Annotated in this window: 18 protein-coding genes; 6 read left to right on the plus strand and 12 right to left on the minus strand. The window is 58.0% G+C overall.

Features of this window, described 5'->3' with window-relative positions; genetic code table 11:
- The 6 genes from HWX74_RS02450 to HWX74_RS02475 all read right to left on the minus strand — a co-directional run bounded on the left by HWX74_RS02450 (position 1) and on the right by HWX74_RS02475 (position 10,917).
- Complete coding sequence (locus HWX74_RS02450) at positions 1 to 1,704, minus strand: S9 family peptidase (protein ID WP_176012030.1); 1,704 nt, start codon at positions 1,702 to 1,704, stop codon at positions 1 to 3.
- A 160-nt stretch (positions 1,705 to 1,864) separates the two neighbouring features.
- Positions 1,865 to 2,146, minus strand: coding sequence for a hypothetical protein (locus tag HWX74_RS02455; protein ID WP_176012031.1), 282 nt, complete (start codon positions 2,144 to 2,146; stop codon positions 1,865 to 1,867).
- A gap of 228 nt (positions 2,147 to 2,374) precedes the next feature.
- Positions 2,375 to 3,721, minus strand: a complete 1,347-nt coding sequence (gene ltrA, locus HWX74_RS02460; protein WP_217704802.1) for a group II intron reverse transcriptase/maturase — start codon at positions 3,719 to 3,721, stop codon at positions 2,375 to 2,377.
- A gap of 540 nt (positions 3,722 to 4,261) precedes the next feature.
- Entirely contained in the window at positions 4,262 to 6,871 is a 2,610-nt protein-coding gene (adhE, locus tag HWX74_RS02465) for a bifunctional acetaldehyde-CoA/alcohol dehydrogenase (protein WP_176012032.1), read from the minus strand.
- Between the two features lie 280 nt (positions 6,872 to 7,151).
- Positions 7,152 to 10,250: a hypothetical protein gene (locus tag HWX74_RS02470; protein ID WP_176012033.1), complete on the minus strand. Its 3,099-nt coding sequence runs from the start codon at positions 10,248 to 10,250 to the stop codon at positions 7,152 to 7,154.
- 4 nt (positions 10,251 to 10,254) lie between these two features.
- Positions 10,255 to 10,917 carry a type II secretion system protein gene (locus HWX74_RS02475; RefSeq protein WP_176012034.1) on the minus strand — a complete coding sequence of 221 codons (663 nt, stop codon included), beginning with the start codon at positions 10,915 to 10,917 and terminating at the stop codon, positions 10,255 to 10,257.
- 168 nt (positions 10,918 to 11,085) lie between these two features.
- On the opposite strand from HWX74_RS02475, the gene HWX74_RS02480 reads away from it, so the two are divergent.
- A complete protein-coding gene (locus HWX74_RS02480; RefSeq protein ID WP_176012035.1) occupies positions 11,086 to 12,366 on the plus strand; it encodes a transposase in 1,281 nt (426 codons plus the stop codon).
- A gap of 282 nt (positions 12,367 to 12,648) precedes the next feature.
- On the opposite strand, the gene HWX74_RS02485 is transcribed toward HWX74_RS02480, so the two are convergent.
- Both HWX74_RS02485 and HWX74_RS02490 read right to left on the minus strand, forming a co-directional pair.
- A complete protein-coding gene (locus tag HWX74_RS02485; RefSeq protein ID WP_217704825.1) occupies positions 12,649 to 13,722 on the minus strand; it encodes a LacI family DNA-binding transcriptional regulator in 1,074 nt (357 codons plus the stop codon).
- Positions 13,723 to 14,054: 332 nt separating this feature from the next.
- Entirely contained in the window at positions 14,055 to 14,870 is an 816-nt protein-coding gene (locus tag HWX74_RS02490) for an AraC family transcriptional regulator (protein WP_176012037.1), read from the minus strand.
- 211 nt (positions 14,871 to 15,081) lie between these two features.
- On the opposite strand from HWX74_RS02490, the gene HWX74_RS02495 reads away from it, so the two are divergent.
- Both HWX74_RS02495 and HWX74_RS02500 read left to right on the plus strand, forming a co-directional pair.
- Positions 15,082 to 17,130, plus strand: a complete 2,049-nt coding sequence (locus HWX74_RS02495; protein ID WP_176012038.1) for a pyruvate formate lyase family protein — start codon at positions 15,082 to 15,084, stop codon at positions 17,128 to 17,130.
- Between the two features lie 164 nt (positions 17,131 to 17,294).
- Complete coding sequence (locus HWX74_RS02500) at positions 17,295 to 18,188, plus strand: AraC family transcriptional regulator (RefSeq protein WP_176012039.1); 894 nt, start codon at positions 17,295 to 17,297, stop codon at positions 18,186 to 18,188.
- A gap of 302 nt (positions 18,189 to 18,490) precedes the next feature.
- Here the strand turns inward: HWX74_RS02500 and rny are convergent, their stop codons facing one another.
- The 3 genes from rny to HWX74_RS02515 are packed head-to-tail and all read right to left on the minus strand — an operon-like array spanning position 18,491 to position 21,994.
- Entirely contained in the window at positions 18,491 to 20,050 is a 1,560-nt protein-coding gene (gene rny, locus HWX74_RS02505) for a ribonuclease Y (RefSeq protein WP_176012040.1), read from the minus strand.
- Positions 20,050 to 20,652 (minus strand): 5-formyltetrahydrofolate cyclo-ligase, encoded by a 603-nt coding sequence (locus HWX74_RS02510; RefSeq protein ID WP_176012041.1) that lies wholly within the window; start codon positions 20,650 to 20,652, stop codon positions 20,050 to 20,052. The genes rny and HWX74_RS02510 overlap by 1 nt, the downstream gene beginning before the upstream one ends.
- Positions 20,642 to 21,994, minus strand: coding sequence for a replication-associated recombination protein A (locus tag HWX74_RS02515; protein WP_217704826.1), 1,353 nt, complete (start codon positions 21,992 to 21,994; stop codon positions 20,642 to 20,644). The genes HWX74_RS02510 and HWX74_RS02515 overlap by 11 nt, the downstream gene beginning before the upstream one ends.
- A 514-nt stretch (positions 21,995 to 22,508) precedes the next feature.
- Between HWX74_RS02515 and HWX74_RS02520 the strand changes: the two genes are divergently transcribed.
- Both HWX74_RS02520 and HWX74_RS02525 read left to right on the plus strand, forming a co-directional pair.
- Entirely contained in the window at positions 22,509 to 22,955 is a 447-nt protein-coding gene (locus tag HWX74_RS02520) for a hypothetical protein (protein ID WP_176012042.1), read from the plus strand.
- Between the two features lies 1 nt (position 22,956).
- Complete coding sequence (locus tag HWX74_RS02525; RefSeq protein WP_176012043.1) at positions 22,957 to 23,175, plus strand: hypothetical protein; 219 nt, start codon at positions 22,957 to 22,959, stop codon at positions 23,173 to 23,175.
- Positions 23,176 to 23,759: 584 nt separating this feature from the next.
- On the opposite strand, the gene HWX74_RS02530 is transcribed toward HWX74_RS02525, so the two are convergent.
- Entirely contained in the window at positions 23,760 to 24,881 is a 1,122-nt protein-coding gene (locus HWX74_RS02530) for a radical SAM protein (protein WP_176012044.1), read from the minus strand.
- Positions 24,882 to 25,030: 149 nt separating this feature from the next.
- On the opposite strand from HWX74_RS02530, the gene aqpZ reads away from it, so the two are divergent.
- Positions 25,031 to 25,723, plus strand: coding sequence for an aquaporin Z (aqpZ, locus tag HWX74_RS02535; RefSeq protein ID WP_176012045.1), 693 nt, complete (start codon positions 25,031 to 25,033; stop codon positions 25,721 to 25,723).
- Positions 25,724 to 25,761: the final 38 nt, after the last annotated feature.

A 25,761-nucleotide genomic window follows, 5' to 3' on the forward strand; every position in this document is an offset into this window, starting at 1 on the left:
TCACCTTCCCTGCCGGATGGCAAAATTCAACACTGCCGCCATCGCCCCGGCCAACTGCCGGGCATCCACCGCCCATACCGCCGCATCGGCCGGCGGTGCGAAATCGGCGGCAACCGCCGCCGCATCGGTCGCCCATTCCACGATGTCCGCCTCCAACTGCCATTTGCCGCCGTCGACCGTCAACCGCCGCGGCGTCCGGCCGTCGGCGGCCAATTGCAGCAACGCCTGCCCGTTCCGGACCGCGATGCGAAGGGTCGGCGAACCGGCCTCTTCTTCCAGCCAACTCAGTTGAACCTGTTTGTCCAGCAAACCGCTGGAACCGCTCAAGGCGGCCAGACCGAGCGCCCCGGCCGCCAACTGCCGATATTGCCGCCAGCGCGGGTCAAGCGCCGTGCTGAGCATCGGCTCCGCCGCCAAATTCAGCGTGCCGGCGTACACCTTGCCGGACGCCGAACATATCCACGGATAATCGCCGTAGCCGCACCGTAATTCATTCACTTTCAACGGCAAATCCTCGCCGCTTAAGGCCAGTTGAAATTGTTCCCCGCTGCCACGCGTCAATGACAGCCTCCCGGTCACCGGCGGCGCGTCGCCGGAACGGCAGACGAAGTCGGCCGTCAATTTCAGGCAGCGCCCGGCGTCCGGCTGCCAGCGGCACATCGCCGCCAGCTCCTCCAACACCCGGCCGATGGCGGTACCCTCCTGCCGTTCCGGACCGCCCTGACGGTGGCGGGGCACCGTTTCATCGCGAAAAAACGTCACCAGCGAATCCAGCATGTCCGGCAGCGCGGCGATCGCCGTATAATGGCCGAGTCCCGGCAGAAATTCGATATCTTCCTCCGTCAAGCCCATCGAGGCCGCCAGCGCCAGTGTGGATTCTTTCGGAATCACCTCATCGGCTTCGGCATTGAGCAGCCAAACCATTCCCTTTGCCGCCTTGCCGCGCAAATTCGCCCCGTAAGTCACCGGGTCGACCGCGCGGAACACCGCCTCCAACTGTTGGCGCGCCTCCGTTCCGGCCCGTTCCAGCGCCTCCCGCATCGGATTGATTTCCGGCGTGTCGTGCTGAATCAAATGGGGGAAATCGCCGCCGGCCAACAGAAAGGCGGCCTTGTAAAAACGGTCATCCTGGCCGGCCACCGTCGCCCCCATGATGCCGCCCAGACTGGTGCCCATGATATTGAGGCGTTCCGGATTGACCTCCGGACGCGTGAGCAATACATCGACCGTCCGCCGGATTTCCGGCGGAATCGCCTGAAAGGCTTCCGCCAGATAGCGCGCCCCATCCGGTCCGGCCAGCAAAGCGCGGTGGCCGCCGGCCGGCACCCGTTCGCCGAACATCGGCATGATCGGCATCACCGCCGGAATGCCGTGCGAAGCGAAATTGGCGGCGAAAATCCTGGTCAGTTCGCCACTGCCGCCAAGAATGTGCAGGCAGACCACACCGGGCCGCGGCGCCTCGCCTTCCCGCCAGTCATTCGGACAATAATAATAGGCGGCGACTTCCGCGGCCTCCGGCCATCCCGGCGGCCGCGGCGACGGAAAACGCCAGCGGTACACCCGGTAATCCGGCGCACTCTCCAGCAATTCACTCCGGAATTCGAACGACTGCCGGTCGAAGCCTTCCGCCACCCTGCCGCTCTCGTCCGCCCACAATATGCCGCCGGCCAAGATTCCCAGCAACCCAACAACAATCCACTTCATATTCGACTCCCGGTTTGCGGCTCTGCCGATTGATCGGCAACATCGCCCCGCCCGCGCTATCGCCAGGTGGGGGGAAGCATTGCCCTTTTATCAAAGTTACACTTGTAACTTTAAAAATGCAACCCCTCCTCCGGGATTTTTCTCACAAAAAAATTGCGGTTCAACTCCGCACGGCCAACTGTCCGTACAGACGGTTCAGATAGTTGATGTGATATTGCCAATGAACGCAAACGGTGGAAAAAAAGGCATCCAACTGACGTTTGAACTCTTCGGCATTGTCCGCCTGCAGCAGGCGCTCGTGAATTTCATTGAGCATCGACACTTCGGTGCCGATTTCCGTCAGGTGGAAGGCCAGATTGCCGGCTTCCCCGTCACAGCCGATCAATTGTTCCAATTGTTTCAAATAGGCATCGCGTTCGGCACACCAACTCATCATGTCCATTGCCGGACCTCCTCTGTTTTGCATTCCGGATCAGATTGGATATCGCCATTGTCCCTTTAAAAAAGTATAGGACATTTTTAACGATTTGACAAGTGCCTTAAAACTTTTTTTACAAGATTTTTCCATTTTTTCCACCGCCGGCCGATCCATCGATCGAGTAGGAGCCCGGTCATTAGTTGGCCGGGCGTCCTCTCACACCACCGTACGTGCCGTTCGGCATACGGCGGTTCAGCAGCTTGAGTGCAACGCTTTGTACCGAAGTAGGATATCGTCATACCCTATTTCGGCAATGCGTTGAGACGGCAATACACGATGTAAAATCCAACTACGGGCAATATGCCAGTAGCCTTTCCTCGTATTCGCCCATTCCCACGCTTTTCCCTCGGAAATACCCAACGATTGCAGTCGCGTAAATCGTGTCCGTACTCGTTTCCACTGTTTCCAAACATACGTCCGAATTTTCCGTTGAATCCATTCATTCATGTTTTGCATAAACATCTTCATGTCCGCAATCGCATAGTATCCGAGCCATCCGACGGTATATTGCCGAAGTTTGTACAGCATATATTCCACCGAATTTCCCTGATTCCTTCGGGTCAGCTCGCGAACCTTGGCTTTGAAGCGGTCTATAGACTTCTCGTGTATTCGAATTCCGGCCTGTCCTTTCGTCGTACTTCGCAGTGCGAAGCCGAGAAACTTCAGCTTCAGCGGACTTCCCGCTTTACTTTTGGATTCGTTTACTTTGAGTTTCAATTTCGCTTCAAGAAACCGTCTGCTGCTCGCAAGTACGCGTTCGGCGGCGCGTTGACTTCTGACGTAGATGTTGACATCGTCCGCATATCGTACGAACTTGTGTCCACGGCGTTCCAATTCCCGGTCGAAAGCGGTCAGGTAGATGTTGCTCAGCAATGGCGAAAGATTGCCGCCCTGTGGACTGCCTTCTTCCGTTCGCGTCACCACGCCATTGATCATGACTCCGCTCTTCAAGTAGCGTTTAATCAGGCACAAAACTCGTTGATCAGAGATTTTGGCCCGCAACATTTCCATCAACAGCTCATGGTTCATGGTGTCGAAATACTTGCTCAAGTCAAGATCGACAACCCGCCGATAGCCTTGATTGTAGTATTTCCGTGCTTGCCGGATGGCCTGATGAGCGCTACGCCCCGGTCGGAAACCGTAGCTGTTTTCTGAAAATTCCTCCTCGAATATCGGGCAGAGGACCTGCGATATTGCCTGTTGAATCATCCGATCCATGCCCGTTGGAACACCAAGCATCCGTATCCCCCCGTCCGGTTTCGGGATTTCAACCCGGCGCACCGGTTGCGGGCGATACGTTTCGGTTCGGAGATTTTCAAGGAAACTTTCCTTGTGTTCGCACAGATACGCCAACAGGTCGTCAACGGTCATTCCGTCCACGCCCGGCGCTCCGCCGTTTCTCTTGACTTGCTTGTACGCACGGTTGAGGTTGTTACGCTCAAGGATGCGTTCAAACAAATCAGCACCGTCTTTCGCTTCAGTTTCCCGCGTAAGCATGCTCCGCACTCCCGGATTCTCTTCGGCTTCCAGCCTATCCATCCCCGGGCAGTTCCGTTTCCGGATTTTCTGCTCTCTACACATGCTGCACCTTTCACTTGCGAAAGATCGACTACTGTTCGGCCCTTCCCGTAAAAAAAAACACGGTACTATGGCCTCTGCTGACTTCTCAACGTTCAGCCGCACATCACTGTACGGGTTGAAATTACCATGCATTCACGGCTTCATTCATACCGTTGAGATCTCCCCGGATAAGAGCGATAACTTTCATCCCAGGCGCCTGGTACATCTACACCACAAGGTTCGGGCAGTATTGGACTTCGCTTTGTTGTGCAAGCTCGTCCGCCTTGCAAATGCCTTATATGTACTTTCTGTTCGTCAGGCCGGGAATTTGCCGCCGACTTCCTTCAGATTCCACCTCGCGGTGGACACCCTTGCCTTAAGCTAACAGTTCCTACTGCCAAGTCTGTAACGGACTTTCACCGTCAAGTTATCACCCATGCCGGGCGTACACAAAAAGGCCGGGGAGAACACCTTGCGGTGTCCTCCCCGGCAACCAGAGAAGGGAGAAGAACAGGGAAATTATTTTCCGTAGTAACTCTTCAAATAGAGTTCCTTCAGTTCGCTGATCAACGGATAACGCGGATTCGCGCCGGTGCACTGGTCGTCGAAGGCCATTTCGGACATCGTATCGACCTGGGCGAGGAAATCGCGCTCGCTGATGCCGTATTCCTGAATGGAGCTCGGCACATTGAGGTGCTTCTTGAGTTTTTCGATCTCGGCGATGAGGTTCTCGACACTCTGCTCCTCCGTCTTGCCGCCGATGCCGAGGAAGGTGGCCAGATCGGCGTAACGCGACAGCGCTTCCGGGCATTTGTACTGCGAAAAAGTACCCTGCTTGGTCGGCTTGTTCGTCGCGTTGAAGCGGATGACGTTGGAAATCAGCAGCGCGTTGGCCATGCCGTGCGGAATGTGGAACGCCGCACCGAGCTTGTGCGCCATCGAGTGGCAGATGCCGAGGAAGGCGTTGGCGAACGCCATACCGGCAATCGTCGCGGCATGGTGGACTTTTTCCCGCGCCTTGGCATCGTTCGGGCCGTTGTCGTAAGCCTGCGGCAGATATTTGAAGATCAGCCGGACCGCTTCGCGGGACAACGCGTTGGTGTACTCGCTGGCCAGGATCGAGACGCGCGCTTCCAGCGCATGGACCAGCACGTCGATACCGCTGGCCGCCGTCAGTTTCTGCGGCATGTTCATCACCAGCTTGGTGTCGATGATCGCGATGGACGGCGTGAACTCGTAGTCGGCCAGCGCATATTTCGTACCGGTCTTTTCATCGGTGATGATCGCGAACGGCGTCACTTCCGAACCGGTGCCGGAGGTGGTCGGAATGGTCACCATGATCGCTTTGTTGCCCAGCTTCGGGAAGTCGTAGACGCGCTTGCGAATGTCCATGAAACGCATCGCGATATCGCTGAAGTTGACGTCCGGGTGCTCGTACAGCAGCCACATGATCTTGGCGGCGTCCATCGGCGAGCCGCCGCCGAAAGCGATGATGACGTCCGGACGGAACGCGTTCATGCTGGCGACGCCCTTGTAGGCGGAACTCAAGGTCGGGTCCGGCTCGACATCGGCGAACACGTCATATTTGATGCCGATCTCCTCGAGCTGGTCCAGGGTATCCTGCAGCAGCCCGTTGTTGTAAAGATAGCGGTCGGTGACGATGAAAGCGCGTTTTTTGCCCTGCAGATCGCGCAGACCTTCGTTCAGGCAGCCGTATTTGAAATAAATTTTCGGCGGAACGCGGAACCACAACATGTTTTCTCTCCTCTGCGCGATGGTTTTGATATTCAACAGATGCTTCGGCGCCACGTTCTGACTGACCGAGTTGCCGCCCCAACTGCCGCATCCCAGCGTCAGCGACGGGTCGATCTTGAAGTTGAAGATATCGCCGATCGCGCCCTGGCTGGCCGGCATGTTGACCAAAGTACGGCCGGTTTTCATCCGTTTGCCGAATTCGTCGATTCTGGCGTCGTTGCGCGAATCGGTGTAGAGCACGCTGGTGTGGCCCATGCCGCCGAATTCCAGCAGATGCTGCGCCCGTTCCAGCGCCGCTTCGAAATCTTTGGCGCGATAGAGCGCCAGCACCGGCGACAATTTTTCGCAGGAGAACGGATATTCCGGGCCGACGCCGTCGGTTTCACCGATCAGCACTTTGGCCTCGACCGGCACTTTGACGCCCGCCATTTCGGCGATTTTGAAAGCGGACTGGCCGACGATCTTGGCATTCAGCTTGCCGTCGACGACGATCGTCTTGCCGACCTTGGCCGCCTCGGTCTTGTTCAACAGATAGGCGCCGCGGCGGATGAACTCCGCTTTCACCGCATCGTAAATCGAATCGACGGCGATCACCGACTGCTCGGACGCGCAGATCATGCCGTTGTCGAACGTCTTGCTCTGCAGCACCGAACTGACCGCCATCAGGATATCGCAGGTTTCATCCATGATGACCGGCGTATTGCCGGCGCCGACGCCGAGCGCCGGGATACCCGAAGAGTAAGCCGCTTTCACCATCCCCGGACCGCCGGTCGCCAGAATCAGGCTGATGTCCTTGTGGCTCATCAGATGCTGCGACAGCGAAATGGTCGGATTTTCCACCCAGCCGATGATATTGGCCGGCGCGCCCGCCTTGACCGCCGCATCCAGAATGATGCGCGCCGCCTCGATCGTGCTCTTCTTGGCCCGCGGGTGCGGGGAAAAGATGATGCCGTTGCGGGTTTTCAACGCCAGCAGCGATTTGAAGATCGCCGTCGAAGTCGGGTTGGTGGTCGGCACGATACCGGCGATCAGGCCGAACGGTTCGGCTTCCTTGATGATGCCGAACGCTTCGTCGCGCTCGATAATGCCGCAAGTCTTGGTATGTTTGTATTTATTGTAGACCGATTCCGACGCGAAGTGGTTTTTGATCACTTTATCTTCGATAACGCCCATACCGGTTTCGGCCACCGCCATCTTCGCCAGCGGGATACGGGCACTGTTGGCCGCCAACGCCGCCGCCCGGAAAATTTCGTCCACCTGTTCCTGCGAATAAGTCGCATAAATCGCCTGAGCCGCCTTCACCGTCTCGATAATCTTGTCGAGTTCAGCCAACTGCTGCGCTTCTTCCGCAACTTTTTTTTCTTTTTCTTCCATGATGACGTTCTCCTTGTCTTATCTGGTTGAAGGAACATTGTGATCAGAATAAAAATATATAGATATTTTTTTATCGAATCAACTTGACTTAAAGATACTATAAAATCAAAAAAAAGCAAATCCAATTCGATAAAAAAATATCTATTTTATCCGGCACACTACAAAAAAAACAACCAATAACTTTAAAACAAACAACTTATCATTATATACAAGTTGCTTTTATAAAAAGCAATCCCGCCCCGGGTAATTCCGGGGCGGGCGATTCCGCCGGCGGCCTCCTTCAATAAGGTCCGGGAAGCACTGAAACTTCCGTCTCCGCCACGCCGGGAAATTCCCCCAGCCGCAGACGCAGCCGGTACGTTCCGGGCTCCAGGGCGTCCGTGGCGACCTCGATCCGGTTCCGGCCCGCAGTCGCGCCAACAAGTTCAAGGCGGTGCGACCGGCCGCCGGCACGGTTCGTCAGCTCCAGCGTCAGCGGCGTTTCCTCCAGCGACCGGTTGCCGGCGCGGCAGACCACTCCCAGCACCAGCGGCATACCGCGCATCACCTCGGGATGCGCCGTTTCCAGGGTCACGGCGGACGCACCGCCGAACCACAGCGGGATCGAGGCCCGTTCCCGGCCGTCCTCTTCCAGGCGCAGCCGCCAGCGGCCCGCCGCGGCGCCGGGTCCAACCGGCAGGGTAACCACCGTTCCTTCACCGGCCGGGACGGTCTCCTGCAGCACCGGTTGATTCGCCGCATCCCGGATTTCCAACTGCAAGACGCCGCTCCGCGGCCAGTTCAGTTCCATGCGGTTGAGCCCGACGCCCAGTTCGGCATTCACACCGGTGATTTTCAAGTCGCCGGACGCCGGCACACCACCGAAGAGCAACCGGCCGTCAGCCAGTTCAAAACTCGAATCGACCTGCGCCCAACTGGAAAGCTGATTCCAACTGTTGAAGTTGCGGCAGACGTTGAAACGCCATGCCGTATCGTTTGCCGGCTTTTCGGAACATTCCATCGTCGTCCAGGGAATGAAAATTTCACATCCTACGCCGCCGGAGCCGTTCAGCGGCGCCGAGACGGCGGTGCGCACCGCGTTGTCCGGCACCGCAGTCCCATTGCGGAACAGGGTCCGGGCTCCGCGCGAATTGACGATCAAATGCCATTCTGCCCCCTTCGGCGCCTGCCAGAAAAATTCAACGACGTCGTCCGACCAGATTTCCGGATCGTCATCTTCCTGCCGGGAGTTTTCCGGACCGGTATGGTTGACGCCGCAGTAAAAATACAGCCCGGCCGTATCGTAAAGCACCCGAAAAGCAGAGCCGCTGGGCGGATCCATCCGTTCAAACTCCTCCTGACTCGACGCCGCGGCCCGCATGCGCGCCTCCTGGTTCGCCGTCCAGCGGAAAGAACCGCTCCAAGCCGCCCCGTCCCAGGCGGCTTCATCGCACCGGCCGTCCAGGACCACCGGAGGCGAGGCAATTTCCAGAGCCACCATTTCCGAGCCGCTGCCTTCCCCGCCGCTTCGACCGACCCTGACCCGCCCGGTCCACTCGGGGGCCTCCGGCGGCGGCCTGTTTTCCCGCCACAACGGTGTTTCTCCGACAGCCTGTTGCACCCGGCTGACCGCCAGTACACACTTCCAGCGCATCCGATCCAGTTCGTCATCGGAGATTCCGGCAAAACTCTTCTGAAACTCCTCAGCGTTCACCGGCAGCCCCCCGAAAAGTTCCCGCCGCAACTGCGCCAGCGATTCCGCCTCCTCCGCCAATCCTGCCGCCAACGCTTTTTCCTGCCATTCATCCAGCAATTTGAAATAACCCAGGTCGTTCATGCCCTCCACGGTCCGCTCCAGTTGCAACGAACTCAAAGCGCCGTCGGCATTCACCGCCGTACCCAGCCAATACCCATACCCCGGATCCCACCAGCCGTCGGCCCATTGATGGAAAGCGCGTGCTCCCAGCCGCATCAGGTAGGCGGCGATCGGACGCGACCAGCCGCCGTTGTACAGCCAGACCTGTGCGCCGTCCCGCCGGGCCCGCGCCAGGGCCTCCTCGGTCCAATTATTGTAGGAGCGGAACGGCACTCCGTCACGCGCGCCGCGGTCGATCCCAGGATAACCATAACCCTGAGAGTTGTCGACCAGGCACACCCGATCCATGCCCACCACGTCGGCCAGCACCGGATTGAAGGTTTCATACCCCACAGTTTTGGTGTTGAAAAATCCGTTGATCTGGTGATAGCCGATCTCCTCCTCGCTCAAATAGAGCAAGGGAATCCCGCAATCGCCATACCGGGAGACAAACGCCTCCATGGTCCGACGGAAGATCTCCTTCGCCGCCGCGGGAAACTCCCGGGTTCCGGTGTCGGCCAGCGACAGGCCGTCGGGGCCCCGGACTCCGGGGGTGGCGTGATCCGGCGATTCGCCGGAAGCAGCTAATTTCAAGGCCACCGCATGACTCCACCAGCTCAGATGGCGCATATCCAGCAGCAGCGGCCCCGGCATTTCATACTGCCGCATCAGCTTGATCAGGTCGTTCAGGAATGGAATGTCCAACCGGATTTCACCGTCGACCATCTCGATGTCGGCATAAAGGTGAAAAAGGAAAGGACTGTTCAGTCCCCGGCTTTTCCAGAGCCGCACCCAGCGTTCCAGATTTTCCGGAGTCTGCCATTCCGGCGCATAATTTACGTAACAGCCCTCGCTTTCCCGATGATAATGTCCCGGCATGAAAGCGCCGAACGGCATCTCCGGCGCCGGAACCGGCCGCGCCAGCACCGCCAGTTCCACCGGGATCTCCACCGAGCGCTCTCCCGCCGCCAGCGAAAAGACGCCGGCATAATTCCCGGCCGGAGTGTTCTCCGGGACATGAATCGTGGTCAGGATCCAGAACGTCTCCCCCAGCCGGCACTGCCACGGGCCATCGGCAACTGGAAAACAATTCCGGTCATCCCAGATTTTCCGTTCCAAAGCATAATAGACCCGTTGAAACAGAATGTTCTCCGGCGCAATCCGATTGCCGGCGCCATCGGCCAGCGCCCCGGCTTTCACTTCAACAGTTCCGCCTTCGTCCAGGAGCCGGACGGCAAGCCAGAAGCGGCGGAATTCGCCGGGAGCCAGAAAAGCGCGCAGTGAACGGCGTCTTTCCATGCCGCTCCAGGCCCGGCCCGGCTGGGGATCAACACCAATGCCGTCCCAGGTCCAGACCAATCCGGCAGCCGCCTCCGCCCCGCCCGGCTCCGGATCCTCCGTGCCGACGGGCGGAGCACTCTCCGCCAAGGCCGGCGGCCGTACCGAAAGCACCCGGTAATACTCCGGAATATCCGCCGCAGCGCCCCGGCCCAACAGGATCAGCCCCAATGCCGCCCCGATTCCGATCAACCATTTTCCCGACATCGCTTCACCACACATTGTCGCCGATCAAAGGGTAGAGCCAGGTCGATCGCCAGCCGAACGGCATCCGCGGATCCAGGGATTTGGGATCGCTCTGCAGACTTTCCACATGGCCATCCACGCACAAGCCGTTCAGGCGGTTGTTATGGCGCAGATTGAACACATCCGGAGCCGTGCTCCCGGCGTGGATAATCGCAATGCCCGCGGTATCGGCGAGATAGATTTTCCCGCTGGGCACATTGATCCGTGAAAGGGCGATTCCGCCCAGGGCATCGTCGACATTCCGGTACCCGGAGATATCCTGATTGATCCCGTAACTCATCCCGGCCAGATTGGGATCGCCGGAAAAGGCCGGACAATGGGTGAGTCCGCGCTTGCCGGCATCCGAACTCCAACTGCTTGCCGGACCGTATTCTTCCAGAAAAGTCGGCCACCAGTAATCGCCGCCACCGCCCTTGATCCGATCATTGGCCGGCGGTCCGAAGTCCGCGTTGTCATCGGCATAGAGCAGCAGCACCACACCGAGCTGCTTCAGATTGCCGATGCATTTGACCGCCTGAGCCTTGGCTTTGGCTTTGCCGAGAGCCGGCAACAGCATGCTGGCAAGAATAGCTATAATAGCAATTACGACCAGCAATTCAATCAATGTAAACATTTTCATCCGTTTCATCTTTGACTCCTTACTTTGTTTTGTCATTTGTGCATTCTGCGAAATACATTAAATTATTTATTTTTAACTATTTACAATGCATTGAAATTTGAAAAATCCTCCAACTGAAATTATATTGTAATCTTCTAGCAATCAAAATCATAACTCCAGAAGGAGGAATAAAAACCAATGCAACTATCTTTATTCTGCGATTATCGCGGGTACGCCAACTCCAAATACGAGAGCCTGTTTCTTGCGCTGGAAGAATCTCATGCTAGTGTCGCTAAGAAGAAAGGTCCTGGTCGTATCGGCTATGGAGATTTGGCTTACCTCAAAGCATACGTTTACAAGCACGCGGAGGAAATCAAAAGCATTCCGGAGCTCTTGCGCAATCTGCAACGGAATCCGGTGATCTGCGAAATGATCGGTTTCCAGTATGATTCGCTGCCGGACTCGTCCCGTTTTTATACATTCCTGAGCAAGACAAAAAATTCCGAAATCCAGGCGATTCATCATGCGGCGGTTCAGTCGCTGATCGGCGGCGGCGTGGTTTCGCTTGACGTCCTGATCGTCGATTCCAAACCGGTCATGGCCAATACCAAGCACAACAATCCCAAAAATCCGAGTCGCTCATTGGATAAAGAGGATAAAATCCCCCGCAATCCCAAAGCGACTCTCGGCTATTATTCTTACTTGAAACAGCCATTCGGCACGGGCAAGCAATTCAGCTTTTTCTGGGGCTTCCGGACGCACGTATTGGTCTCCGAAGAAGGCGTTCCGCTGGTCGAAATCACCAAGCCGAACAACATCGCCGACGAACAGATTGCGCACTCGCTCTTACGCAAACTCAAACGGGTCTACGGACAGAAGAAAGGCCGAGTTTTTATCGCCGATTCCGCCTATGACCACCGCCAATTCTACGACTTTATCAAGGACGAAATCAAAGGCCAAGCATGCATCCCAATCAATCCGCGCAACCAGCAAGCGGCCAAACTTCTCGGCGAAAAAGGCTGTCCCATCTGTCCCGGCGGACTCGAAATGAAATATTCATGCATCACCAAGAGCGAAGGCCGCACCCGCAAGAAATTCCGCTGTCCGATCATCGCCGGAACGCGCCCGGAAAAAGCCGAATTACCTGGCCAATGCCCTTGCAATCATCAACGATTCTGTACCGGCAGCCGCTATGGCTGTACCGCTTACATCGACGTTACCGATGATGCACGCGCCCAGGTCCCGCGCCAAAGCGCATGGTACAAAGAGACTTATACCAAACGTACCGGCGTCGAACGCTATTTCTCGCGCCTCGGCTCGCGCGAGGTCGAACAGACCACGCATTTCAATTACCGAGCCATCCGCAACCAGATGAGCATTGCACATCTGACGCTCGCGCTCACCGCCGTCGCCGCCGCATTCATTCTCGAACAGCCGGACAAAATCCGCTGTTACAAATCGTTTGCTGACGCCGCATAGCTTCGCGATAATCTCAAATTTTTCAATCAACCCCGGCGAATTCACATCCGCCTTAATTCTTCACGCCTTTTTTCAGCGATTTTTTACCCAATTCTGCACCAACTCGTACTGTTTGCTTGTTTTCAAAGCTTTTGCCGGTGGCTCAAACTGCTTCCTGTTCACTTTTCCTCTATTTCGCAGAACTCATTGTTTTGTCATTTCGGTCCGGATCACCATCGTTCGATTCCACATACATTCGCCGGTAATAGGCGTCCACTCCCCTTCTCCTTTCTGGATTGTCATTCATCGCTTCCACCGTTCATCGCGCAGTTCCGCCGGCGGGTTCCCGCCGGCGGACTCCCGCCAGACCAGCCGGGGCCGCACTTCCGGAGCCGGCTCCTGCCACACCGCCGCCTCCTCTTCCGGATCGATCATCCGGCAGATCAGTTCGACCGCAGTCCGCCCCTGCGCCGCCTGGTCGTCATCGATCGAGGCCAGGGCCGGATTCAGGATTTCGCAGAAACGGTCATTGCCGTGACCGATCACCGCAACCTCGTCCGGAATACGGATTCCGCGCGCCTGGAATTCCCGGATTACGAAACCGGCATACTCGTCGCACATGGTAATCACCGCATCGCAGTTCCAATCCAGCAGCTCCCGTTCGAAACAGGCGCCAACCGCCTGTTGGATATCCACCATGGTGATGTCGGAGAGCGGCACCGCGAAGATCCGCCCGTTAACCTCCATGCGGCCGCCCAGCGCCTCCAGCGACCGCACGAAACCTTCACGTCGGCCGTCCAGCGACAGATACCCGGCCGGATCGATCAGCAGAGCAATGCGCCGCCGCCCCGAATTCCACAGAAAATCCAGCGCCAGCCGGGCCCTTTCGGCATAGGCGCCATCCACGTAAACCGCCTTCTCCAGCCGGGGCCGGCCGACGAAGACCAGCCGGGGCTGGCGGGCGAAGAAACTGTAGAGCGCGTCGCTGGCATCGAGATAATCGTGCGAAATGCAGATCACGCCATCCGCACCGTACTGGCGGAAACTCTGATAGCCCGCAATCACGTTCGACACCTTGTCGTGCTCCTCGGCCACCATGATGCGGTAGCCGCGCGCATCGGCGCAACGTTCAATCGCCGCCAGCATCCGCGCCAGCCCGCCCACCGACTCCGAATCGATCAGGACCCCGATCAGCTTGCTGGTGCCGACCCGGAGATTGCGGGCCGACAGATTGGGCCGGTAATGCAGCCGTTCCGCCACAGCAAGAATGTCTTTGGCCGTCGCGGCGCCGACCCGGGTATTGCTGCCGCCCGACTGGTTCAGCACCTTCGCCACCGTCACCACCGACACGCCGCACTCCGCTGCGATGTCGCTCAAACGCACTTCTCCGCTCCGTCTCGCCATAATTCAGTTTGATTTCTATTGATTTATCGTTAAGTTTAATTACATTATAGCATATCCGATAAAAAAAGTCAATACCCGATCCCCAAAAAAATTATTATTGTCCAGAATTTAGTGAAAGACACTTGCAGTTTCCGGCTGCCGATTACGACATTGCCGGTGATGTTCAGCCGCTTGCGGCACCAGCCCTGACCTGCCTCCCATAGTCAACCGAACCGGCGAAGCGGCAGCCGGGACGGCCTGACAGCGAACCCGGAAAGACTTGCACACGGCATCCCCGCTGAGACTCACGGCTGCTTTGGGATTTATCAGGCGGGAAAAATCCGCCGGTACTCCATCGGCGTACAGCCGAAATAGCGATGGAACACCCGGCTGAAATGAAACTGATTGGCAAAGCCGCAACGGTCAGCCACCTCGGCAATCCGGCAATCCGGTTCCCGCGCCAGCAACTGCGCCGCCGCCTGCATTCTGACTTTGGCGACATATTGCAGCGGCGACAATTTGAGCCGGGCGGTGAATTCCCGGTAAAACGCCGCCCGCGACTTGCCGGACAACGCATACAGCCGCTCAAGCTCCACTGCTTCGAAACGATGCCGATAAATGTACTGCAGCACCTGCAGCAGCCAGCCCGGCAATTGCGGCGCCGCCGGCTGCCGCCGCCCCAGCCGAAGAATCCGTCCGATCACCTCGTAACCGAGCGCCAGTTGCGCAACCGTCGTTTCCTCGGTCGCTTCCCGCTTCTGCAGCGCCTCCAGCCGGCTGCCCAGCGCGCCGATCTCGTCGGCCTCCGGACGCGGCACCCGCAGCGGCAGCCAGTAGCAGCTCAGTGGATCGAGCACATCGAAATTGGTCAATTTGAAATGGACATACCGCACCCGCATGATCCCGCCGGATGGATTGACGTGATGGATAATCCGCAACGGCCGGTCCGGCCCGGTGAGAAACGCTTCTCCTTCCGCCAGATCGGCGTATTCCTCCCCGGCCGACAATTCATAGCGCCCGACCGTCGCCTGGGCGAAAATATAGTAAGGGACGGTCTTGCAACTGACATCCCCCTCCTTCGGGGTCTGGAAGGAATCGCTCTGCAAAAAATCCATTTTCCATTGTACGTACGAAGACACCATCTGCTGCTCCCGGCTTTTCCGAAACATAGCAGTGAAAAACGGCTTTACAAATTTTTGAGACGCCCGGATATATTTTTTGGTATTGTGGATATGCCGAAAATGATATTTTAAGCTATTCTATATGGAAGAAAAAAATCAATCGGTTGACCGCTCCTTTCGACAGAACGGCAACCCGGCAACAACAATCACTGACTATTCGGAGGGTCCGATTATGCTGAAACAACTCAATCCGCTCGGCGATACCACGCCGATCCGTCTGTCCGAAGCGACCCGGACATTGGCCAAGCAATATCTCGGCGGCGACTTCAAAGCGACGGTCCGCACCATTCCGCTGCCGAAACCGCCGGACGATCTCGATGTCAACCTCGCTTATGCCAGACACCTGATGGATATCGTCGAGCAGGCGCCGCTGGAGTTGCTTCCGGCCGAACGGCTGGTCGGCGCCGCCCGTTACAGCGAAGCGCCGCAACACGGCACGCCGGGAGCCCCCTGGCCTTCGGTCAGCCATGTCACCATCGACTTTCAGCATGCCGTCCGGGTCGGGCTGCGCGGGCTGGAAGCGGACATCGACGCCGCCCGGCAGGCCCGGCCGGAACCGGTCAATTTCTATCGTTCGCTGCAGCTCTGCATCGCGGCCATGCGGCGCTGGGTCGCCCGCTATGTCGAAGCGCTCACCGCCAACCTGGCCGACAGTGAATTCTATCCGGCCATTCTCGAAGCCTTGAAGCATGTCCCGGAACATCCGCCGCGCAATTTTTTCGAGGCGGTTCAGTCCTTGTGGCTGTTCTGGGAATTTCAGCGCCTGGCCGGCAACTGGTCCGGACTCGGACGGGTCGATGAACTGCTCGGTCCTTACCTGGGCGACACGCCGCCGGAGGAAGCCCGGGAAATCCTGGCGCATTTCTGGATCAAAGGCACCGAATGGTGCGGCCTTTACGGCTTTTCCGGCGGCGATGCCCAGGTTTACCAGAACGTCATCCTCGGCGGCGTCGACGCCGACGGCAACGATCTCACCAACGAAGTCACTTATCTGATCCTCGACATTGTCGAAGAACTGCATATCAGCGATTTTCCGATCGCCGTCCGGGTCGGCAAACATTCGCCGGACCGGCTGATCCGCCGGATTGCCGAAGTACAGTCGCGCGGCGGCGGCATCGTCTCGATTTACAACGAAGACGTCATTCTGCCGGCGTTGCAGAAATTCGGCTATCCGCCGGAAGAGGCGCGCCGTTTCACCAACGACGGCTGCTGGGAAGTGTTGATTCCCGGCCAGACTGCTTTCAGCTACATTCCGTTCGATGCGCTGCAATGTCTGCAGCAGGCGCTGTTCGCTCCGGTCGAATACGGCAGTTTCGACGCCTTGTATCAGAATTACCTGCGGGAACTGGCGGCCAAAATCGAAGAAACCAATCGCGGCATGCCGGACGCCTATCTGCAGCCTGAATTTCCAACGCCCCTGCTGTCGCTGTTGATGCCGAGTTGTATCGCGTCGGGCCGGTCCTACAGCATGCGCGGCGCCCGCTACAACGTCATCGCCATCCATGCCGGCGGCCTGCCGGACGTCGCCAACAGTCTGCTGGCCATCCGCAAGCTGGTCTACGAGGATCGGAAGCTGTCGCTTGCCGAACTGCGGGAATTGCTGCGGAAGGACTTCGACGACGCCGAAGCCTTCCGGCAGCAACTGTTGCATGAACTGCCGTTTTACGGCAACGACGAGCCGGCCGGCGATGCCATGCTGGTCCAGGTCGTCGAGGACTACGTCAAAACCGCCGCTCCCAGCCGGGAAGTCAGCGGCATCCTCCGGCCGGTCGGCATCAGCACCTTCGGTCGGGAAGTGGCCTATGCGCCGGAGCGCCGGGCGACCGCATTCGGCAAACACGCCCACGAATACCTCGCGTCCAACCTGGCGCCGACGCCGGGCACCGACCGCAACGGTCCGGGCGCGGTCGTTCAATCCTTCTGCAAAGTGGATTTCACCGCGATTCCGAACGGCTGCCCGCTGGATCTGCGCTTCGACGCCAAGCTGCTGAACACACCGGACGGCATCGACATGCTCTGCGGACTGCTGAAAAGCTTCATCAGCCTCGGCGGTGACTATCTGCAAATCGATTCCGTCAGCCGGGAAATGCTGATCGAAGCGCGCGACAATCCGGAGCGTTATCCCAACCTGGCAGTGCGCATCTCCGGCTGGTCGGCCCGTTTCGCCACCCTGACCCGCGACTGGCAGGACATGATCATCAACCGGACCACCCAGCCATAAAGATTTCAGGGCGGGAACAGACCGGCAGTCCGGACGGCAACAGCCGTTCCGGGCTGCCGTTTTGCAACAATGTCGCAGCCAAGCCAATTTCACAGTGGCAAAACTTCCCCGGCGGTGTTATAGTTTGCCAGAACGAACGGCCCCGAACCCCGGACTGGATTACGATGGAGCAAAAACGCAACGCGATTGAAAAAAATCCGGAATTTCCCTGGGAAAATTTTTCCCGCAACACCCGTGCCGGCCTCGATACCGATCCCTTTTACGACTCCGGCATGAATATCCTCTATGCCAATTCCGGCCGCCGGACGATCAATCCCAAACATGAGCTGCGTTACTTTGAATTTTACTCTCTGACCCACCTGTACGAAGGCGAAGGCATCTTCGAAGTTCCCGGCCAGGCGCCGGCAAAAGTCAAGGCCGGCCAGGGAATCCTGATCTGTCCGGGTTTCGTCCATTACTACGGACAGGTCGATGCGCGCGGCTTTGTCGAGGACAACGTCTGTTTCGCCGGGCCGGTCGCCGACATCTTTCGCCAGAAAGGTTTTATTCACAACGGTCTCGTCGATATCGGCGAATACCGCACCCTGCTGCCGATTTGTCAGCTCATCGCCCGCGGCGGCAGCTTCGCCCGCATGAAGGCCGGCATCATGCTGCAGCAATTGCTGTTGGATTTTTATGAAAAAAGCGCCAATTTCGGCCACATCACCGCCAGCCGCACCGCGATCGAGGAATTGCTGCTGGCGATCTCCGTCAACCCGATGCGCTGGTGGACGGTCAACGAAATGGCCGAATACTGCAACCTCGATCTGCAGAAATTCCGCCGGACCTTCATCCGGACTACCGGCATTCACCCGAAAAAATACCTCGACAGCTTCAAAATGTCGCTGGCCAAAAGCTGGCTGCAGAAAACCGACTGGCCGCTCGACAAAATCAGCCATTGCCTCGGCTACCAGGACCGCTATCACTTCAGCCGCCGTTTCAAGCAACTGATCGGCATCGCGCCGGAATTTTTCCGGCGGCAGCAACTGTCGATGTCGGAAAAGCCGGATTTCAATTGAACGAGTCACGTCATGCCATCGATCGCGGTCAATCGGCCCGTCGTGATCATCCTGCGCTCCGGCGGCAGGCAGGGCAACGGATTCTTTACCATCTTCAGCCGCAAATTGCTGAATAACGTCCAGTTCCGGCGCCGGCAAACAATCCATTCACTTCCGCAACCGATAACCGGTTCTCCGGCGATTCTGCAAGTCAATTTGCCCGGTCAGTCGAAAATTTTTTCCCGAAAATCAATGTGAACGACAAAAAAATATCGGTGAAAACCTCACTCGAGGCTTTCACCGACCAGCCGGCCGCCGCCGGGTTATTTCGCGTATTCGACCGAACGGGTCTCGCGAATGATCGTCACTTTGATCTGACCGGGATAATTCATCTCTTTTTCGATGCGCTGGCAAATGTCCTTGGCCAGCATCTGCGCTTCGCCTTCGCTGATCTTCTCCGGCGTCACCACGACCCGGACTTCACGGCCGGCCTGCAGCGCGAAACAGGATTCGACGCCGGCGAAATCGTGAGCGATGCTCTCCAACTGTTCCAGCCGCTTCAAATACAGCTCGGTAGTTTCACTGCGGGCGCCGGGCCGCGACGCGCTCAACGTGTCGCAGGCGTTGATCAGGACGTCGTACAAGCTGACCGGCTCCACTTCGCCGTGATGCGCCGCCACCGCCTGGATGACATCCTTGGCTTCGTTGTGCTTGCGCAAAATATCCGCCCCGATCTGGGCATGCGAACCTTCCACTTCATGGTCGACCGCCTTGCCGATATCGTGGAAGAGGCCGATGCGTTTGGCCTTCTGCTCATCCAACCCCAGCTCCGCGGCGATAATTCCCATGAAATAGGCGGTTTCCAGCGAATGCTGCAGCACATTCTGCGAAAAGCTGTAACGGAATTTCAAACGTCCCAGCAGCTTGATCACCTGCGGCGAAACCCCCTGGATTCCGGTTTCCAGCACCGCCGATTCGCCGGCCGAATAAACATCGTCCTCGACTTCCTTGGCGATCTTCTTGGCCAGTTCCTCGATGCGGGTCGGATGAATCCGGCCGTCGCCGATCAACCGCTCCATCAACTGCCGCGCCACTTCCTTGCGAACCGGGTCGAAGCAGGAGATCACCACCGCCTCCGGCGTGTCGTCGATCAGAATATTGACGCCGGTAGCCGCTTCCAGGGCCCGGATATTGCGGCCTTCCCGGCCGATGATCCGCCCCTTCATCTCATCGTTCGGCAACGGGATCGTCGCCGTCGTCCGTTCGTAGGTGCAGTCCGACGCATAACGCTGGATCGCGTAGGTCAGGATCCGGCGCGACTCCTTCTCGGCCTTCTGCTTGGCTTCTTCCAGCAGGTCGCGCACCAGCAGCCCGGATTCGTTCTTCACTTCATTTTTCAGCTTTTCCAGCAGCATCTGCCGGGCGGTTTCCCGATCGAGCTGGGCGACCCGCTCCAACTCGTCGATCTGCTTGGAAATACTCTGCTGCAATTCGTTTTCGCGGTTGTTCAACCGTTCCCGCAGCAGTTCGATCTCCTTTTCCTGCCGTTCGAGATTCTTCAACTTGCCGTCGAGCGAATCGTTTTTGCGCTCCAGCGCCTCCTCGCGCTGCGACAGCCGTTTTTCAACGTTCTGCTGCTCGCGGCGACGCTCTTTGAGTTCGTGCTCGCACTCCTCGCGCAATTTCAAAATTTCGCTTTTGGCGGTCACCTTCGCTTCCCGCTGGATATGCTCGGCCTCTTTGCTGGCCTCTTCCCTCATCTTGTTGATCAGAACTTCTGCGGAACTCTTCCGCGCTTTCTGCACAGCGGCGTTGATCACCCATCCGACCACGCCGCCGCCGAGGACACCCAGTCCGATGTACCAATACCAATTCAAATCCATCACACCAACTCCTGTTCTTGTCTAACCCGCTCAGTCGCCGCTTCCGTGACGATGACATCCAATCGCCGGTCATGTTCCGCCGCCGGTACGGTCGCCACTTCGCGGTCACCGAAAAAAACTCCGATCACCGGCCCGCGGGCCCCGGCCAACAGCCGATCATAAAAACCTTTGCCGCGCCCCAGCCGTCTTCCGGCCCGGTCGAACGCCATTCCCGGCACCAGCCAGGTCAGATGTCCATCGCACCACGTCTGCGCCGCCGCCGGCAACTCCGGCCGCGGTTCCTGTAGCTTATATTTTCCAATACTCAAATCTTTTTCCAAATCTTCCACCGGCACCATTTCATAGCTCCCGTCGCCGGCCCGGTAACGGGGCAGCCAGACCAGCCGGCCGGCCGACAGCCACTGCCGGAACCACGGCCGCAAATCCGGTTCCGTCGCATCGGACAGAAAACCGGCAATCGCCACCGCTTGCCGCACTTCCGGCAAAGCCGACAGCCGCTCGGCAATTGCGGCACTGGCGGCCGCGCCATCCGCCGGCCCCGGCCAGGCACGGCACTGCCGGCGCAGCAACCGTTTTCTTTCGACAATCGAATCAATTGCCATGTTCATCCGCTCCGGCCGCCGCCCGGCAGGCCTTGAAATAAGCCAGCCGTTCCTTGATTTTCGCTTCATAACCATTGCCGGTCGGACAATAATACTCCCTGGGCACGCCGAGGTAATCCTGGACCACGTAGCCGCCGAAATCGTGCGGATAGCGGTATTCTTCGCCGCCCGCCTCCTCACGGCCGGCGGCGGAATGCGGATCGCGCAAATGCCGCGGAACCGGTTGAATCCGCTGCTGTTCAACATCTTTTCCGGCGGCATCCAGCGCCAGGCAGGAGGCATTGCTTTTCGGCGCGGTCGCGCAGAAGGTCACCGCCTGCGCCAGAATCAACCGCGCCTCCGGCAAACCGATCATGTCGACCGCCTGCATCGCGCTCACCGCCAGCGGCAGCGCCCGCGGATCGGCGTTGCCGATGTCCTCCGAGGCAAAAATGACAATCCGCCGGGCGATGAAACGGATATCTTCGCCGGCGTGGAGCATTTTGGCCAGATAATAGACCGCCGCATCCGGATCGCTGCCGCGCATGCTCTTGATGAACGCGCTGGCGGTGTCGTAATGCTCGTCGGTACTGTAATTGATGAACTTGCGTTGAATGGATTCTTCAACGGCCGCCAGTGAAACATGCTTGATCTGATCGGCCAGTCCCGGCGGGGTGGTCATCACCGCCAATTCCAACGCATTGAGCGCCCGGCGGCCGTCGCCTTCACAGACTTTCGCCAGCCAGTCGCGCGCTTCCGCCGCCAATTCCACCTTTTCCCCACCGTATCCCAGCGGACTGCGCAATGCCCGGTCGATCAGAGCCTTGATCTCCTCCTCGCTCAACGGCTTCAATTGAAAACACATCGAACGGGACAACAGCGCGCCGACCACATAGAATTGCGGATTGTGCGTCGTCGCGCCGACCAGCCGGATGTTGCCATTTTCAACGTCCGGCAGCAACGAATCCTGCTGCGCCTTGTTGAAGCGATGGATTTCGTCGATGAACAACACCGTTTTCCGGCCGGCAAGCTGCCGGCGCTGTACGGCGTGGCCAATCTCACGGCGGATATCCGCCACCGAGGAGGTGACGCCGGAAAGGCGGATGAATTCCGCATCGGTGGCCGCCGCGATGACTTCGGCCAGACTGGTCTTGCCGACGCCCGGCGGCCCGGAAAGAATGATGGAAGTGAATCGGTCTGCATCGATCGCCCGCCGCAACAGTTTGCCGGGCGAAAGCAGATGACGCTGACCGACGTAGTCTTCCAGCGTCAACGGCCGCAACCGCGCCGCCAGAGGCGGTGGTTCCGTCCGGGGCATGGCCTCGGCGGCGCCGGAATCCATTTGCAAATTCAACTGTTCCATCTTCTCTTTCAAGACTTTGAAGCGGAAAGCGTTGAATTTTCGTCTATCAAGGCAGGCTCTTTATGACATCGTCCGGCGTGCGGCCCATTTTTCGCCGGCGGCCGACAGAACAACCGCCCGGCAAGTGAATGGTTCATTCCCTCAAGACACCTCACTCCGGTTTATCGAGAATTCCCGACCCGGTTTCGCATAACCCGGACGGAATGGAATCACTAAGTCACATCGATCACATCTTGAAAAACGTCAAACTTTTCGTCAAAGCCGTCGTTTCACTCGAATATTATAAAAAACGCCTTCGGTCCTACCCAGACCCGGCGGTACTGTTGATAAATATAACCACTTTGAACAACAAATAAAGCGACAAACAACGAAAAAAACATATTTTTTTGCGCCACGTCCGGCAACAGAACAACCAAGTTGCTCGTCATCATTACATTAAATCAAAGCCTGTTGACATTTTTTCCACCCGTGAAAACCCTGTTATCCATCCTCACCGGAACAGAAAGGAACCGCCATGAATGCTTTTATCCCGTCAAGACAATCCCTGCAATTGTCCGGGCAGAACCATGCCGTCCGGCCGCTGTGTTTCGGCGCTTATCTCTTCTTCAGCCAACTGCTGGAAGAAGCGGCAGCCGTCTCCGCCGACTTGACCGAACCGAAGCGGCGTCCCGAACGGCTGGCCGCCGTTCAGCAGCGGCTGCTGGCGCTGTTGAACCGTCATCTGTCGCCGCCGGTTGAAACGCTCGACAGCGCCGCCTGCATCGAACTGCTGAACCGCCTGGCCGGCATTCCGGTTTCCGGCGCCGCGGCTGCGACACCGGCCGGCCGGTCTTTCGATCCGGAACGTTTCCTCATCGAACTGCTGCGCTGTTATCCGGGTTATACCGTCCGGACCCTGCTGGCCGAGCCGGCGGCGGCCGTCTTCGCCCTGTACCGCCATCGCCAATGCCGGGAGCGATGACATGAATACGGCCAATTACCATTCGATCGAAATCGCCGCCGGCCGCAACCGCCAATTTCAGCACCAACTGCTGCAGCAGGCCGGTCTCCGGCTCCCGGCGCCGGCAAACATCGAAGAAACCGAACTGGCGGACTTGCGGCAACAGTTGGCGGAGCTGCAGCAGACTGTCGAACTTTTGACGCGACAGCTCGAAACGCAGAATGAACCGGTCGGCCTGTAAAAGACCGACCAGACCGGATAACGCCGAAAGAAGACATTCCGCATGACGATTCGGCCAATACCGTTTGCCGGCGACCCAACCGTCATACGGAATGCGGGTCGGAACGATGGCGGCCGGACCTCCCGGCCGACACCATTCGAGAGAGATGGGAAATTCTTTTATTCAGAAACAGAAACGCCGATGAGGATGCCGTCAAAAAAAAAAGTGGACTGTTTTCCCTCATATTCCTCTCCATGGCAATCGCAAGCCAACATCGGAAATAAGAAAGAAAACGCCCACATCATCTTGTCATGGTGCAGGCGTAACTTTCAGTCGATACATCCGATGTAAAAAATTGCGATTTTTTGGGAGAGGATGCCTTTCTGAAAGTCCCGCTGAACTTCAGTAAAACAGATACAATTGTAAAAATTAGTTTACTTACCGGCTGTCATTTTCCCTCAATGCTGGTGGTGTAACAGTAAATTTTTCTTAAATTAAAGCAAATATGATCGAATGTCAATTCATTTTTTCCATATAATTGCATTTTTTTCAGTAACAAAATCATTACCGGAGTTTCAGCCGCATCTTTCCGGCCCCGGAAATCCTCAACTGCAGACGGCGAAACCAGCCGCATGTTTCAGCTGCGCCCCCCTGATGCCGGCGGCTTCCAGCGACGAAATCCGCCCCTGCCGGCGCAAGGCGACGATCCGGTCGACGGTCACCGGTCCAAAGCCGGGCACCCGCAGCAGCATCTCCCGGTCGGCCCGGTTGACATCCAACGGAAAAAGATGCCGGTGCCGCTCCGCCCAGGCCCGTTTCGGATCGACGCTCAAGTCGAAATTGCCGCGCTCGTCGAACTGCAACTCCGAGGCGTCGAAGCCGTAACGCCGCAGCAGAAAATCGGCCTGATACAGCCGATGCTCCCGGACGAACCGGTCATCCGCGCCCAGTTCGAAATGTTCGCCCGGCAAATTGCGCCGCCCCAGACCGGGCTGATAGGCGGAAAAATAGATGCGCTGCAATTTCAGCCGGTTGTACAGGCCGTCCATATAACGGACGATCTCCCGGTCGCATTCACCGGCGGCGCCGACGACGAACTGCGTCGTCACCGTCACCCGGGCCCCGGGCGTACCGCGGCTGGTCAGGCGGCTCATCAATTTCAATTTGTCGATGATATCGGTCTGGTAATCCTTGTATTGCGACAAGGCGGCAAAATGGTGGGCGCCCGGCGTCTCGATATTCAGCGACACCGCGCTGGCCACTTTGACCGCCCGCTCGACGGCCGCGTCACTGGCCCCCGGAATGACTTTCAGATGAATATAACCGTGGTAATGATATTTATAACGCAGAATTTCCGCCACCGCCAGCAACCGCGCCATCGTCGCGTCGGGCGAACCAACGATGCCGGAACTGATGAAAATACCGATCAGGAACCGTTTCCGCAGGATTTCGATGAAGGCGGCGGCGGTCTCCTCCGGCGTCAGCGAGCAGCGCCGCACGTTGCCCTCCAGGCGCAAGGGACAATAACCGCAATCGCTGGTGCAGCAATTCGACAGCAGCGTTTTCAGCATGATACCGTGCCCGCCGGAGGCCAGCGGCACCGGATACAGCCATTTGCCGTCGAGCCCGCGCCGGCGGCGGTCCTGCGAGCCGGTCCCGCAGGCGCAGGCCAGATCGTACTGCGAGTCGGCAGCCAGGATATCCAATTTTTCAAATGTCGACGGCATGAATTTCGGCGCTCCGGTTTTCTGTCTGCAAACAATACCCGGCAACGCTATTTTTTTCAATACCCGCAGTCTTGAAAAGAGCCTAAAAAACAGTAAGGTAATTATTCCCAGCAATTCTTAATCAACTCAATCTGACTCGGGAGGGACAAATGGTTTCGATCCAAAAGAAAATGGCCGCTGAATTTTTCGGCACGTTCTGGCTGGTGTTCGGCGGTTGCGGCAGCGCGGTGCTGGCCGGCAATTATATCAACAATACCGGCGTGGCGTTCGCCTTCGGCCTGACGGTGCTGACGATGGCCTTCGCGCTCGGCCATATTTCCGGCTGCCACCTGAATCCGGCAGTCAGCCTCGGCCTGCTGACCGCCGGGCGGTTCGACCGCCGGGAACTCGGTCCGTACATTCTATCCCAGGTTCTCGGCGCCGCCGCCGGCAGCCTGGCCATCTACCTGATCGCCAGCGGCATCGACAGCTTCAGCCTCGCCGCCAGCGGCTTTGCCTGCAACGGTTACGGCGAACATTCGCCGGGCCGCTACAATTTCCTGGCCTGTGCGGTCTCGGAAATTGTCCTGACCTTTTTCTTTCTGCTGGTCATCATCGGCGCGACCGACAAACGGGCGCCGAAAGGCCTGGCGCCGGTGGCAATCGGCCTGGCGCTGGCGCTGTGCCACCTGATCGGCATCCAGGTGACCAATTTATCGGTCAACCCGGCCCGCAGCACCGGCCCGGCGATTTTCCACGGCGGCTGGGCAATGGCGCAATTGTGGTTTTTCTGGGTCATGCCGGCCATCGGCGCCGTACTGGCCGGCCTGGTTTACCGCGGATTATTCGAAGAGAAACGCTGAAAACGCGGCCGTTTCCGTCGATGCCCCCGGCCGGAAGT

This window comes from Victivallis sp. Marseille-Q1083 (genome assembly GCF_903645315.1).
Lineage (GTDB): Bacteria > Verrucomicrobiota > Lentisphaeria > Victivallales > Victivallaceae > UMGS1518.